The sequence below is a fragment of the Ensifer sp. YR511 genome (assembly GCF_900103045.1).
Taxonomy (GTDB): Bacteria; Pseudomonadota; Alphaproteobacteria; order Rhizobiales; family Rhizobiaceae; genus Ensifer; species Ensifer adhaerens.
On the sequence record NZ_FNGR01000003.1, the window covers coordinates 506430 to 519731 of the forward strand.

Here is a 13302-nt window from a genome sequence, read left to right on the forward strand (position 1 = left end):
CGTTTCAAGCCCGCCCGCGCAGACGATCCGACAGCATGCTGCGGATGCGCTGCTCGACCGTACGGCTCACCTCCTTGCGATTGGTATGGCGGTCGTAATCGATGGCCTCACCAAAATCGACGTCCACTTCGATCGCGCCCTCACGCAGGATGCCGAGCAAATGCGGCACCAGTTCGGTGTCGCCCGGCCAGGCGGCGATCGGCCGGTTGAAGCGGCCCATCGGCATGCCATGGATACCGGTATAGGAGATCGCGACCGGCTGCACATGCACGAGACCGGTCGGCGAATGCGGCACGGCGGAAGCGGCCGCACCGAAAAGCGAGGTCTTGATCTCCAGCAGACGGTTGCCGTCGGAGGTCGTTCCCTCGGGAAAGAGCACGACGATTTCACCGGCCGCCATGCGCTCGCCGATTTCGCTCACCTGCTTGCCGGTCGAGCGCTTCTGCTCGCGCTCGACGAAGATCGACGCCTGCAGCCGGGCAAGCACGCCGAAGAACGGCCAGCCCTTCACCTCGGACTTGGCGACGAAGACGACGTCGGCAACCGAGGAGAGCACCAGAATGTCCTTCCAGGAGGCGTGGTTGGCGCAGATCAAAAGCGGCCAGCGGCGATCCGCCATGCCGTGGACGCGCACCTTTATGCCGAGAAGATAACAGGCGAGCCGGTGCCAATATCGCGGCAGACGGCGCCGGGGTTTCAGATCGAGCCAGAGGCAGACGACCTGAATCGGCATCAGCACGAGCGAAACCAGCGCCAGAAGCGCTGCGAAGATCGCGATCCGTAGCCAATTGACCATCCGGGAAGAGTTTTCCTGCGCGAGACCTTGAGAATCGCGATGATCTGGAGCCGAACCGCGGCGCGATCATCGTGACCTGTTCTAATAGGGTAATGCCGGATGCGGGCGGAAGACCGCCTTGGCCTTCCTCATCCTGCCCCTGTCCGTGTCGGGACTAGCGAAGATCGAGGCGCATGACAAGCGCGGCGGTCCGCTGGCCGGCCTTGTCCTGGTAATAGGCGCGGCGTTCGCCGACCTTGTTGAAGCCGAGCTTACGGTAAAGCCCGATTGCGGGCTGGTTGGTCTCGTCGACTTCGAGGAACAGGGCCTCGGAGCCCTTGACCAGCGCCTCGCGCATCGCCGCCTGCATCAACCGCCAGCCGAGACCGGAGCGCGCATAACGCGGCTCGACGCCGATCGTCAGGATTTCCGCCTCGCCGGCAACGGCACGCGACAGGACAAACCCACCGAAGGCCGGGCGAAAGCTGCCATTGGTCTGCCGGGCGACAAAGCCGAACACCGTCTCCTGCACCAGAAGCGCATGGATTTCGCCATCGCTCCACGGGGACGCGAAACGCTGACGGTGCAGCGCCGCCGCGGCAATCAGGTCCGCTTCCTCCAAGGGGAAGATGTCGAACTCGGTGCGGCGGGTGAAGTAATCGGTGAAGCTCATCTCGGTCTATGCTCGGGCAATCGCGAAGCCCGCCTGCGGCTTGGCGTCGGGGCCTCGGAGATATAACGGACGCGGCTTGGCCGAGGCTGGATCGGCAGCGGCACCAAGTTTGGCGACGGCGGCGACATCGATGAGTTCTGAAGGCTTGAGCGGTAGATCGGCAGCGACGAGATGCGCGCCGGAGCCGCCTATGACGCCGTCGAAACCGGCAAATCGTTCGCGCGCACTTCCGACGGAGAGTGCTTCGGGCTCACCCGTGGCGCTACCGGTCGCATCGAAAGCCTGGAGATAGACCTCGTCCCGCTTGGCGTCGATGGCGACAAGGACGGGCTTTCCGGCGGCCGTCCGGCGCAGCCCCTCGGCCACGACCGCAAGTGTCGAGACGCCGACGGCGGGTTTGCCGAGCGCAAGCGCCAGGCCGCGAGCGGCCGCTACGCCGACGCGAATGCCGGTGAAGGATCCCGGGCCGACAGTGACGGCGATGCGGTCGATAGCGTCAAGCGACCGGCCGGACGCAGCCAATGCCTCGTCGACGAACTCCATCAGCCGCTCGGCGTGTCCCTTGCCGAGATCGGCCCCGGAACGCCCGAGCACGGCTTCCGTTTCGCTGTCATAGACGGCAACGGAGCAACCGGAACCGGACGTGTCGAGCGCAAGTACAATCATTTCAACGCAGGATCTTTCAGACGCCACAAGCCGCAAAGCCGATCGGGCTTTGCGGCAAAATCGATACGCGAAACCGGCGCGCCGGACAGGCGCGCGCTATATCAGACGGCCTCGACGGCCTCCACCTCGGGAACGAAGTGGCGCAGCAGGTTCTGCACGCCATGCTTCAGCGTCGCGGTGGACGACGGGCAACCGGAGCAGGCGCCCTTCATGTTGAGGAACACAGTCCCATCCTTGAAGCCGCGGAAGGTGATGTCACCGCCATCCTGGGCGACGGCCGGACGTACGCGGGTTTCCAACAGTTCCTTGATCGTGGCGACGATCGTTTCGTCACCCTCGTCGAAGAACTCGTCTTCCTCGTCGGACTGCTCGGCGCGGCCGCTGCCAGCCATGATCGCCTGGCCCGACATGAAGTGCTCCATGATCGAACCGAGGATCGCCGGCTTCAGGTGCTGCCATTCCTGGCCTTCCTTGCTGACGGTAATGAAATCGTAGCCGAAATAGACGCCGGTGACGCCGGGGATCGAAAACAGCCGTGCCGCGAGCGGCGAGCCGGCGCGTGCTTCTTCCTCGTCGCGGAACTCGGCCGTGCCGTTTTCCAGGACGACCTTGCCCGGCAAAAACTTCAGCGTCGCCGGATTCGGCGTGGCTTCGGTCTGAATGAACATGTCTGTCTCCGTTTCGCCGGAGCGGCATCCGCCCAGCTTTTTAGAATAATTCAAAAGAATATAGGAGCATGGCCGTCTGGTCGCAAGAGCACATAGCGACGCAGGTCAGCTGAGCGCGTCGATCTCCTCATCCGTCAAGGCATCCGGGATGACCGTGACGGGGATCGGAAAGGCCGCGGCCTTGCCGGCAATGGACGACACCAGCGGACCGGGGCCTTCTTTCGCCGAGCCGGCCGCGAGAACCAGAATGGCGATGTCGCGATCTTCTTCGATCGCCGCGTGGATCTGCTCCGTGGCCGTGCCCTCGCGGATGACGACCTCGGGCTCGATGCCGATCCGCTCGCGGACCGATTGGGACACCTTGGCGAGCGTCGCCTCGGCCTCCTCGCGTGCTTCCGCACGCATGATTTCCTCGACCCCCAGCCATTGCTGGAAGTCGCCGTCGGCGATCACATAGAGCAGGACGAGGCCACCATTGGAATTCTTGGCGCGCATGCCCGCATAGTGCACGGCGCGCCCGCATTCCGGGGTATCGTCTATCACCGCCATGAATTTGCGGCGATGTCCTTCAAGTCGAGAGAGTCGGGTCGAGACCATAGGGTGAACAATACATCCCGCGCGAGCCGCCGCAAGGTCTGATTTTTGCGTTTCGGACGAGGACACGGAAAAGTGCCCGAGGCTTTCCGGTCGAGGTTCACTTCGGCTAGCGAAGGCCGACCATGAAAATGAAACAGGGTCCGGGAGTGCCCCGGACCCAATCAATTTACTGCAGGAAGCCTATGATTTCGCGCACTTCGCGCATCGTCTTTTCTGCCCGCGCCCGCGCCCGCTCGCCGCCATCCCTAAGGATCGCGTCGATATGGGCGGTGTCGCCCATCAGGCGGCGCATCTCGGCCGTGATCGGCGAGAGAATCTCGACCGCAAGGTCGACCAGCGCCGGCTTGAAGACCGAGAACTGCTGCCCACCGAATTCGGCGAGCACCTGCTCCTTGGTCTTGTCCGACAGCGCCGCGTAGATACCGACGAGGTTGTCCGCCTCGGGACGGCCCTTCAGACCGTCCACTTCGCTCGGAAGCGCGTCCGGATCGGTCTTGGCCTTGCGGATCTTCTTCGAGATCGTCTCTGCGTCGTCCATCAGGTTGACGCGCGAGAGATCGGAGGGATCCGACTTCGACATCTTCTTGGTGCCGTCACGCAGCGACATGACGCGCGGCGTAGCACCACCGATCAGCGGCTCGACCGGCGGGAAGTAGGCATGGATCGGCTCTTCGCCGACGACCATGTCGACACCGTAACCAGCGCTGCGAATATGCTCCATGAAGTCGATGTTGAACTTCTGGGCGATATCACGCGTCAGCTCCAGGTGCTGCTTCTGGTCGTCGCCGACGGGAACATGGGTGGCGCGATAGACGAGAATGTCAGCCGCCATCAGGCTCGGATAAGCCAGCAGGCCGAGCGACGCATTCTCGCGGTCCTTGCCGGCCTTGTCCTTGAACTGCGTCATGCGGTTCATCCAGCCGATGCGGGCGACGCAGTTGAAGATCCAGGCGAGTTCCGCGTGCTGCGGCACGGCCGACTGGTTGAAGACAATATGCTTGTTCGGATCGATGCCCGAAGCGATGAAGGCTGCGGCGATCGAGCGGATCTGCCCCTTCAGGTCCTCATGTACGAGCTGCGCGGTGATCGAGTGCAGGTCGACGACGCAATAGATGCAATCGTTGTTTTCCTGCAGCGCCACGAACTTGCGGATCGCGCCGAGATAATTGCCGAGATGGAGATTGCCCGTCGGCTGAACGCCGGAGAATACGAGCGGCTTGAATTCGTTCATGTCGTCCTCAATAGGCTGGTGGAGGGCCCCAGGGCCGGCTGGCCCATGTTGCTAACGGCATGGCTTATGCACGGGTGGCGGGAGGCAATCAAGAGGTCGAGTCCTGTAGGTTCACGCCGCCGGTTGCAAGAGATCCCAATGGTTGCCGAACGGGTCGCTGAACACGGCTACGGTGCCATAGGGCTCATGGCGCGGCGCCTCCAGGAAGACGACGCCTGCGGCCAGCATCGCCGCATGGTCTCGGGCAAAATCGTCGGTGAACAGGAAGAACCCGACCCGACCGCCGGTCTGGTTGCCGACCGCCGCCTGCTGGCGCTCGCCGTCAGCCTTGGCAAGCAGCAGCGCCGTTTCGACGGCCCCCTTGGGACGGACGACGACCCAGCGCTTGGTGGCGTCGAGAACGGTGTCCTCCACGAGATCAAAACCGAGCTTGCCGCAATAGAAGGCGATGCCGGCGTCATAATCCGGCACGACCAGGGCAATGCGTGCGATCGTCTGGCGCATCAGTCACCCGCCTCCGGCGTTGCTGCAGGCTCCGCAGGCGCTTTCGCGCCCCGCTTGATGTTGCGGCGGATCATGCCGAGGCTCGCGCCGCCGAGGCCGAAGGCGAGCCCGAAGTAGATCACCATGGCGACTGCGACCAGGCCCGTCAGCGTCGTTGCCCGCGTCAGCAGGGACGCGGCAGAGGACAGTTCGAAAGCGAACCAGCCGACAGCGTAATACAGCGCCGCCGCCATACCCGCCGCCGCGAGGACGAGACGCGGGATACGGGTCAGAAGCGGGATGTCCCTGCCCCAATGGCCGCGCCAGACAAGCGTTGCGAAAAGCAGCACGGCATTCACCCAGCCGGCAACGATCTCGGCGGTGGCGATGCCGCTCGCGCCAAGCCGTGGAAACAGGGTGAGCGCCAGGGACACGTTCACGACGACGGAAATCGCGGCGAAGATCATCGGCGTGCGCGTGTCCTCGCGCGCGAAAAAGCCGGGAATGAAGGCCTTGATCAGCACGAAAGCCGGCAGGCCGAGGCCGTAAATTGCCAGGATATGACCGACGATGATGGTCGATTCCGGCGAGAACTTGCCGCGCTCGAACAGCAACCGGACGATCGGCTCGGACATGACGAGCAAAGCGGCGGCGGCCGGCAGCGTCAGGAACAGCGTGAACTCGACCGAGCGGTTCTGCAGGTTCGAGGCCTCGTTGACATTGCCCGAACGCAGCGCGCGGGCGAGTTCCGGCAGAAGCACGGTTGCGACGGCAATGCCGACGACGCCGAGCGGAAGCTGATAGATACGGTCGGCATAGACGAGCGACGACACCGCACCTTCCTGGGCAGACGCAATGTTGGTGTTGATCAGGAGGTTGATCTGGGTGATGCCGCCGGTGATCGCCGCCGGCAGCGCCAGTACGAGCAGGCGCTTCACGTTGGCGGTCATCTTCGGGCGACGAAGGCCGATCTTGATGCCGGCATCGCGCACGGCGATCCAGACGATTGCGAGCTGGACGAGACCGGCGGCCATGACGCCCCAGGAAAGGCCGTAGCCGACCGCGATCGGATCCTGGCCCGCATACCAGGCATAGCCGAGCACGCCGATGAGGATGAAATTGAGGAAGACCGGCGCGATCGCCGCCGCGAAATAGCGGTGCAGCGAATTCAGCATGCCCGCCATCATCGCAGCCAGCGACATACAGGCGAGATAGGGGAACATGATCGCCGCAAAGACGATGGTGCTTCCGAGTTTTTCCGGGTCGTCGGCAAAGCCGGGCGCGATCAGGTTGCTGACGATGAAGGGCATCGTCAGTTCCATCGCGATCGTCAGGAACAGCAGCACGGTGAAGAGGACGCCAAAGACCTCCTCGGAGAAACGCCGCGCGCCATCCATGCCGTTCGCCTCGATTTCCCGGGCAAAGAGCGGCACGAAAGCGGAATTGAAGGCGCCCTCGGCAAACAGCCGGCGGAAGGTGTTGGGCAGACGGAAGGCGGTGTTGAAGGCGTCGGCAACCGGGCCGGTGCCAAGCGCTGCCGCCATGAAGGTTTCGCGGATGAAGCCGAACAGGCGGCTTCCGAGTGTCGCGCCGCCGACGGTTGCAAATTTCTTGACCAGACTCATGTTTCGGCTTTTGTCGTTCTGTGAGCGGAGGAAACGCCCGGGGGCGGCGCGATGATGCCCGAGGGCATGCGGTCGCGCGCCTCGTCCCCCTCCCCGGCCATGACGGCCTTGAGGCGGGCGGCAATGTTCATCTGACGGTTTTCACTCGTCACCTTCTGGCCGACGAGATCGGTGACGTAGAAGGTGTCGATCACCTTTTCACCGAAGGTGGTGATGTGGGCCGAGGCGATGTCGAGTGAAAGATCGGACAGCACTGCGGTGATCTCGGACAAGAGGCCCGGACGGTCGAGGCCTTCGACTTCGATCACGGTGAACTTGTTCGACAGCGTGTTGCTGATCGTCACTTCCGGCGTCACCGTGAAAGCCTTGGTGCGCTTCTTCACCTTGGTGCGGCTGGCGATGACTTCCGGCAACCGCTTGCGGCCCGAAAGCACGTCCTCGATCAGCTTGCCGATGCTCGCTGCCCGGCGCATCTCGTCCTCGTCGACAGCGAACTCGCGGTTGACGAGAATGGTATCGAGCGCACGGCCATCCGAGGTCGTGAAGATCTGCGCGTCGACGATGTTTGCGCCGGCGGCCGCACAGGCACCGGCAATCACCGTCAGAAGCCGCGGATGGTCCGGCGAAAGCACGGTGATTTCGGTGATCGCGTGGAACTGGTGGGTGCGCACCATCGTCGCCAGCGCCTTGCCGGCGGCATCCGCCTCGCGAATGAAGCGCGCATGCCGGATCTGGTCCTCCAGCGCCACCGTCAGGAGATAGGGCTGGTAGTGCAGGCGCACGTAATCCTCGCGCTCCTTCTCGGACCAGTCCGTCAAGGCCTCGCCGAGCATGACAGCGGCATGGGCCGCACGCTCCTTGCGCGACAGCTCGGAGAAGCCGCCCGACAACAACAGCTCGGTCTCGTAGTAGAGCGTGCGCAGAAGCTGTCCCTTCCAGCCGTTCCAGACACCCGGGCCGACGGCGCGGATATCGCAGACGGTCAGGACGAGCAGCATCTTCAACCGATCAAGCGACTGTACCCGCTCGGCAAAGTCGACGATCGTCTTGCGGTCGTTGAGGTCGCGGGTCTGGGCGACCATCGACATCAGCAGATGCTCCTCGATCAGCCAAGCGACGAGTTCGGTCTGTTTCGGCGACAGCCCGAAGCGCGGGCAGAGCTTGCGTGCCACCTTGGCGCCGGCGGTCGAGTGATCCTCCGGCCGGCCCTTGGCGATGTCGTGCAGCAGCACGGCGACATAGAGCGCCTCGCGCTCCTCGATCCCCGGCATCAGCTTGGCGACGAGCGGATGGGCCTCCTCCTCGATGCCACCTTCGATGCGCGACAGCACGTCGACGGTGCGCAGCAGATGCTCGTCGACCGTATAGTGATGATACATGTTGAACTGCATCATCGAGACGATCTTGCCGAAATCCGGAATGAAGCGGCCGAGCACGCCGGCTTCGTTCATGCGCCGGAGGATCAGCTCCGGCTTGCGGCGGGACGTGAGGATCGACAGGAAGAGGCGGTTCGCCTCCTCGTTTTCGCGCAGCGCCGGCTTGATCAGGCTCAGCGACCGCGTGACCTGGCGCAGTGCCGCCGGATGGAATTCCAGCCCGTTGATATCGGCGATGTGGAAGAAGCGCAGCAGATTGACCGGATCGCGCTTGAAGACGTCGGGGCTTGCAAGCGCAATGCGACCGCCATCGTCGACGAAATCGAGCGTGCCGGCAATCTTGCGGCTACGATGGGTGAAGCGGCCGATGAGCCCGGAAATGCCGGGCGCGTCCTTGGCCTGCTGGTCTTCGAGTGCTGCGCAGAAGATACGGGTGAGATCGCCGACGTCCTTTGCCACCAGGAAGAAGTGCTTCATGAAGCGTTCGACGGCCGAAAGGCCCGGATGGTCGTGATAGCCGAGTGCCTCGGCGATCTCGCGCTGGATGTCGAAAGAGAGCCGTTCCTCGGATTTTCCGGTGAGGAAATGCATGTGGCAGCGCACCGCCCAGAGGAAGTCCTCGGCCTTCTGGAAGAGCTGGTACTCCTGCCGCGAAAGCACGCCGAGCTTGACGAGGTCGGCGGTGTCCTTCAGCCGGTAGAAGTACTTGGCGATCCAGAACAGCGTGTGCAGGTCGCGAAGCCCGCCCTTGCCTTCCTTGACGTTGGGCTCGACGAGGTAGCGCGTGTCGCCGGCCTTGCGGTGGCGCTCGTCGCGTTCGGCAAGCTTGGCGGCGATGAAATCCGGGCCGGTGTTGCGCACGATCTCATGATCGAAGCGCGTTTCAAGCTCGGCGCACAATGTCTCGGAGCCACAGATATAGCGCGTCTCGAGGATGGCCGTGCGGATCGTCATGTCGGCGCGCGATAGCCGGATGCACTCGTCGATGGTGCGGGTGGCGTGGCCGACCTTGAAGCCCAGATCCCAGAGGATATAGAGCATGAACTCGATCGCCGGCTCGGCCCAGACCGCCTTCTTGACCGGCAGCAGGAAAAGAAGATCGATGTCTGAACCCGGCGCCAGCGTGCCGCGGCCATAGCCGCCGACCGCCGTCACGGCGATCCGGGACGCGGGCGGCGCATTGGCGGCGTCGAAGATCTCGTTCAGCACGAAATCATGCAGCACTGTGATCAGTTGATCCTGCAGCCAGGAAATGCGTTCGGCGCAGAGAATGCCGGCACCATCGGCGTTGAACAGCTCGCGGGCCTTCGCCCGGCCGGCGACATTTGCCTGCTTGAAAGCCGCCAGCAATGCCTGACGCATCGGGTCGCGCTGTTCGGCGTGGGCCGAGGCGATGAAGTCGCATTTTGCCCGGAGCGCTGCGACGTCGAGGATTTCGGGAAAGAAGGTTTCGTGTCTGCCCATGAAGTGCCGAGGGGCGTCCTGTCCGACTGGTTGCGTGGTCGTTCGCTGTCAAGCGCTCCTGCATGATCCTTGCGACCGAGGCCGAATAAAGACCACACAACAATTCGAGCGCCGCGCCCGCAAAAGCGTGCGGCGCTGTATAGCCTTTTTACAGACGGCTTGCACAGGAAAAAGGCGCAGCGCCGCTTAGGCAACGGTTGGCGGGATGCGGGCGGAAAACCGCACGCATTTTCTTCATCCCGCCTTGGCGGCGCTCAGTTCCTTCTTCAGCGCATAGAGCGCATCGAGCGCCTCGCGCGGCGTCATGTCGTCGGGGTTCAGCGCCTTCAGCGCCTCGTCGATCTTGGAGTTTCCGGCGGGCTTCACCTCTTCACGACGGATCGCCACCTGGAACAGCGGCAGATCGTCGATCAGTTGGCTCGCCGGGTTCTTGCGATCGGCGTCCTCGAGCTTGGCGAGCACGTCCTTGGCGCGAGCCACGACCGAGGCCGGCAGGCCAGCGAGACGCGCGACCTGAATGCCATAGGAGCGGTCGGCGGCGCCCGGACCGACCTCATGCAGGAAGATCACATCGCCGTGCCATTCCTTGACGCGCATCGTCGCGTTCGAGAGACGGCCGAGTTTTTCCGAGAGCACGGTCAGTTCATGGAAGTGGGTGGCAAAGAGGCCGCGGCAGCGGTTCGCCTCATGCAGGTGCTCGACTGCCGCCCAGGCGATTGACAGGCCGTCGAAGGTGGCGGTGCCACGACCGATCTCGTCGAGGATCACCAGCGAGCGGTCGGTCGCCTGGTTGAGGATCGCCGCGGTCTCGACCATCTCGACCATGAAGGTCGAGCGACCGCGCGCCAGATCGTCGGAGGCGCCGACGCGGGAGAAGAGCCGGTCGACGATGCCGATATGGGCGCTCGCGGCAGGCACGAAGTTGCCCATCTGCGCCATGATCGCGATCAGCGCGTTCTGGCGCAGGAAGGTCGATTTACCGCCCATGTTGGGACCGGTGAGCAGCCAGATCGCACCGCCCTCTTCGCCCTCGGGCGGAGAGAGATCGCAGCCATTGGCGACGAAGGCATTTGATGCCTGGCGCTTCAGCGCCTGCTCGACCACCGGATGGCGGCCGCCGTCGATGGCAAACATGCGCGAGCGGTCAACGGTGGGGCGGGCATAGGCCTGTTCTTCGGCAAGCACCGCGAGACCGACGGAGACGTCGACGGTCGCAAGAGCCAGTGCCGCCGCCTTCAACGTCTCGGCAGCAGCGACGACTTCTGCCGTCATCCGGTCGAAGGCTTCAAGTTCGATCGACAGCGCCCGGTCGGCGGCGTTGGCGATCTTGCTTTCAAGCTCGGCCAGTTCCGTCGTGGTGAAGCGCATCGCGTTCGCCATCGTTTGGCGATGGATGAAACGGGCGCGACCGGCGTCGGTGTCGGTCATCGAGCCGGCATTGCCCGCCGTCACCTCGATGAAGTAGCCGAGCACGTTGTTGTGCTTGATCTTCAGCGACTTGATGCCGGTCTCTTCGGAATATTGCAGCTGCAGCCCGGCGATCACCCGGCGCGACTGGTCGCGCAGGCCCCGGACCTCATCGAGCTCGGCATTGGCGCCTTCGCAGACGAAACCGCCGTCGCGCTTCAGAAGCGGCAGCTCGTCGCCAAGCGTCGCATCGAGCAGGCCGAGCAGGCCTGCGGGAAGCGCATCGATTGCGGCGCGCGCCTCCTTCAGTTCGTCCGAGAGCGTTCCTGCGGCCATCAGCCGTGAAATGGACGCGGACGCATGCAAGCCGGCCTGAATTGCGCCGAGATCGCGGGGGCCACCACGGCCGAGCGCCAGCCGCGACAGGGCGCGCGGCATATCCGGCGCGCGACGTAGCGCATCGCGCAGGTCGCCGGCAAAGGACGGCTGGTCCGCCAGGATCTCGATGGAATCGAGACGCTCATTGATACGGTCCGGGTCGGTCAGCGGCGACATCAGCCGCTCGGCAAGAAGGCGGGCGCCGCCGCTTGTCACCGTGCGGTCGAGCGCCTTCAGCAGCGTGCCCTCGCGCGCGCCGGACAGCGTCTTCACCAGTTCGAGATTGCCGCGGGTCGCCGGATCGATGAACAAGGTCGAGGCGGCACTTTCGCGCTCCGGCGTGCCGAGTGCCGGGCGTTCGGCAAGCTGGGTCTTCTCGACATAGGAGATCGCCGCGGAAGCGGCTGCGAGTTCCGCACGGGAAAACGTGCCGAAGCCATCAAGCGTCTTGACGCCGAAGTAGCGGCTGATGCGCCCTTCCGCCGTGGCGCTGTCGAACAAGACCGCCGGCTGCGGCACGGCAACGCGGCCGAGCACGTCGAAGACGGGCCTTAGTTCCGGGTCGTGAAACACGGTGTCTGCAAGGATCAGTTCGCGCGGCTCGATACGCAGGATGTCCGCAAGCAGCCGGCTCTCGGCTGTCTCGGCGAGGCGGAAGATGCCGGTCGAAATGTCGATCCAGGCGAGCGCGTAGGCAGGCTCGGACCCGCTCTTGATGCGCGCCAGCGCCATCAGATAGTTGGTCTCGGACGGCGAAAGCAGTTTCTCTTCGGTGATCGTGCCCGGAGTGACCAAGCGCACGACGTCGCGGCGCACCACCGACTTGCTGCCGCGCTTCTTCGCTTCCGCCGGGTCTTCCACCTGCTCGCAGACGGCGACGCGAAAGCCGAGACCGATCAGTTTCTGCAGGTAATCGTCGGCCGCATGTACCGGCACGCCACACATCGGAATTTCCTGACCCATGTGCTGGCCGCGCTTGGTGAGCGTGATGCCGAGCGCGCGCGAGGCTTCGACCGCGTCCTGGAAGAACAGCTCGTAGAAGTCGCCCATGCGGTAGAACAGCAGCGAATCCGGGTTGTTCGCCTTGATCTCGATGAACTGTTCCATCATCGGCGTCGCCGTGGAACGGCTTTCCTCGCTCGCCAATTCGGCTGCGGATAAAACCTCCCCCGCGCGGGTCGAATAGTCTGTCACGAAATTCATGATTGTCCCGAAAAAAGAGATGGCACACTATCGCCAAGGAATTATAGACGACAACCATAAAGAGGCGCGCCGCAAGGCTCGCCCACAGGAGGATTGAGGAAACATGCCGGCCACCGACAAGACCGATCGCACCATGACGAGCGTCACCGCGCAGGAAGCGCTCGATTTTCACTCGCAGGGTCGTCCCGGAAAGCTGGAGATTTCTCCCACCAAGGCGATGGCCACCCAGCGCGACCTGTCGCTTGCCTATTCTCCGGGCGTTGCAGTCCCCGTGAAGGCGATCGCCGAGGACCCCAACACCGCCTATGACTACACGACGCGCGGCAACATGGTGGCCGTGATCTCGAACGGCACGGCCATTCTCGGCCTCGGCAACCTCGGCGCGCTTGCGTCAAAGCCTGTCATGGAAGGCAAGGCCGTGCTGTTCAAGCGCTTTGCCGACGTCGATTCCATCGACCTTGAAGTCGATACCGAAAACGTCGACGAGTTCATCAACTGCGTGCGTTTCCTCGGGCCCTCTCTCGGCGGCATCAATCTTGAAGACATCAAGGCGCCGGACTGTTTCATCATCGAGCAGAAGCTGCGCGAGGTCATGGACATCCCGGTGTTCCACGACGACCAGCACGGCACGGCGATCATCGCCGCAGCAGGCCTCATCAACGCGCTGGCCTTGACCGGCCGCGACTTCAAGACGACGAAGCTCGTCTGCAACGGTGCGGGTGCGGCGGCAATCGCCTGCATCGAGCTCATCAAGTC

Annotated in this window: 10 protein-coding genes and 1 pseudogene; 1 reads left to right on the top strand and 10 read right to left on the bottom strand. The window is 63.8% G+C overall.

Annotation, left to right across the window (positions count from 1 at the left end; all coding sequences use genetic code 11):
- Positions 1 to 4: 4 nt before the first annotated feature.
- The 10 genes from BLU15_RS09520 to mutS all read right to left on the bottom strand — a co-directional run bounded on the left by BLU15_RS09520 (position 5) and on the right by mutS (position 12546).
- Complete coding sequence (locus tag BLU15_RS09520) at positions 5 to 796, bottom strand: lyso-ornithine lipid O-acyltransferase (protein ID WP_090295103.1); 792 nt, start codon at positions 794 to 796, stop codon at positions 5 to 7.
- Between the two features lie 154 nt (positions 797 to 950).
- Positions 951 to 1448 (bottom strand): GNAT family N-acetyltransferase, encoded by a 498-nt coding sequence (locus BLU15_RS09525; protein WP_043615664.1) that lies wholly within the window; start codon positions 1446 to 1448, stop codon positions 951 to 953.
- Between the two features lie 6 nt (positions 1449 to 1454).
- Positions 1455 to 2114, bottom strand: coding sequence for a tRNA (adenosine(37)-N6)-threonylcarbamoyltransferase complex dimerization subunit type 1 TsaB (tsaB, locus tag BLU15_RS09530; protein ID WP_034797409.1), 660 nt, complete (start codon positions 2112 to 2114; stop codon positions 1455 to 1457).
- 101 nt (positions 2115 to 2215) lie between these two features.
- Positions 2216 to 2782: a NifU family protein gene (locus BLU15_RS09535; RefSeq protein WP_034797411.1), complete on the bottom strand. Its 567-nt coding sequence runs from the start codon at positions 2780 to 2782 to the stop codon at positions 2216 to 2218.
- Between the two features lie 105 nt (positions 2783 to 2887).
- A complete protein-coding gene (locus BLU15_RS09540; RefSeq protein ID WP_034797413.1) occupies positions 2888 to 3379 on the bottom strand; it encodes a universal stress protein in 492 nt (163 codons plus the stop codon).
- A 166-nt stretch (positions 3380 to 3545) separates the two neighbouring features.
- Positions 3546 to 4610 carry a tryptophan--tRNA ligase gene (gene trpS, locus BLU15_RS09545; protein WP_090295104.1) on the bottom strand — a complete coding sequence of 355 codons (1065 nt, stop codon included), beginning with the start codon at positions 4608 to 4610 and terminating at the stop codon, positions 3546 to 3548.
- Positions 4611 to 4721: 111 nt separating this feature from the next.
- Complete coding sequence (locus BLU15_RS09550) at positions 4722 to 5114, bottom strand: VOC family protein (protein ID WP_060519771.1); 393 nt, start codon at positions 5112 to 5114, stop codon at positions 4722 to 4724.
- Positions 5114 to 6718 (bottom strand): murein biosynthesis integral membrane protein MurJ, encoded by a 1605-nt coding sequence (murJ, locus tag BLU15_RS09555; protein ID WP_034797419.1) that lies wholly within the window; start codon positions 6716 to 6718, stop codon positions 5114 to 5116. The genes BLU15_RS09550 and murJ overlap by 1 nt, the downstream gene beginning before the upstream one ends.
- Positions 6715 to 9558 (bottom strand): [protein-PII] uridylyltransferase, encoded by a 2844-nt coding sequence (locus BLU15_RS09560; RefSeq protein ID WP_090295106.1) that lies wholly within the window; start codon positions 9556 to 9558, stop codon positions 6715 to 6717. Before BLU15_RS09560 ends, murJ begins: the two co-directional genes overlap by 4 nt.
- A gap of 234 nt (positions 9559 to 9792) precedes the next feature.
- Complete coding sequence (gene mutS, locus BLU15_RS09565) at positions 9793 to 12546, bottom strand: DNA mismatch repair protein MutS (RefSeq protein WP_090295108.1); 2754 nt, start codon at positions 12544 to 12546, stop codon at positions 9793 to 9795.
- A 103-nt stretch (positions 12547 to 12649) separates the two neighbouring features.
- Here mutS and BLU15_RS09570 point away from each other — a divergent pair.
- Positions 12650 to 13302, top strand: a pseudogene (locus tag BLU15_RS09570) (NADP-dependent malic enzyme); the annotation flags it as partial.

Excerpts from the sequence above, each read along its gene's own strand:
- BLU15_RS09540 (WP_034797413.1), bottom strand. The coding sequence starts at position 3,379 with ATGGTCTCGACCCGACTCTCTCGACTTGAAGGACATCGCCGCAAATTC.
- murJ (WP_034797419.1), bottom strand. The coding sequence starts at position 6,718 with ATGAGTCTGGTCAAGAAATTTGCAACCGTCGGCGGCGCGACACTCGGA.
- BLU15_RS09560 (WP_090295106.1), bottom strand. The coding sequence starts at position 9,558 with ATGGGCAGACACGAAACCTTCTTTCCCGAAATCCTCGACGTCGCAGCG.
- BLU15_RS09525 (WP_043615664.1), bottom strand. The coding sequence starts at position 1,448 with ATGAGCTTCACCGATTACTTCACCCGCCGCACCGAGTTCGACATCTTC.
- trpS (WP_090295104.1), bottom strand. The coding sequence starts at position 4,610 with ATGAACGAATTCAAGCCGCTCGTATTCTCCGGCGTTCAGCCGACGGGC.
- BLU15_RS09535 (WP_034797411.1), bottom strand. The coding sequence starts at position 2,782 with ATGTTCATTCAGACCGAAGCCACGCCGAATCCGGCGACGCTGAAGTTT.
- tsaB (WP_034797409.1), bottom strand. The coding sequence starts at position 2,114 with ATGATTGTACTTGCGCTCGACACGTCCGGTTCCGGTTGCTCCGTTGCC.
- BLU15_RS09520 (WP_090295103.1), bottom strand. The coding sequence starts at position 796 with ATGGTCAATTGGCTACGGATCGCGATCTTCGCAGCGCTTCTGGCGCTG.
- BLU15_RS09550 (WP_060519771.1), bottom strand. The coding sequence starts at position 5,114 with ATGCGCCAGACGATCGCACGCATTGCCCTGGTCGTGCCGGATTATGAC.
- mutS (WP_090295108.1), bottom strand. The coding sequence starts at position 12,546 with ATGAATTTCGTGACAGACTATTCGACCCGCGCGGGGGAGGTTTTATCC.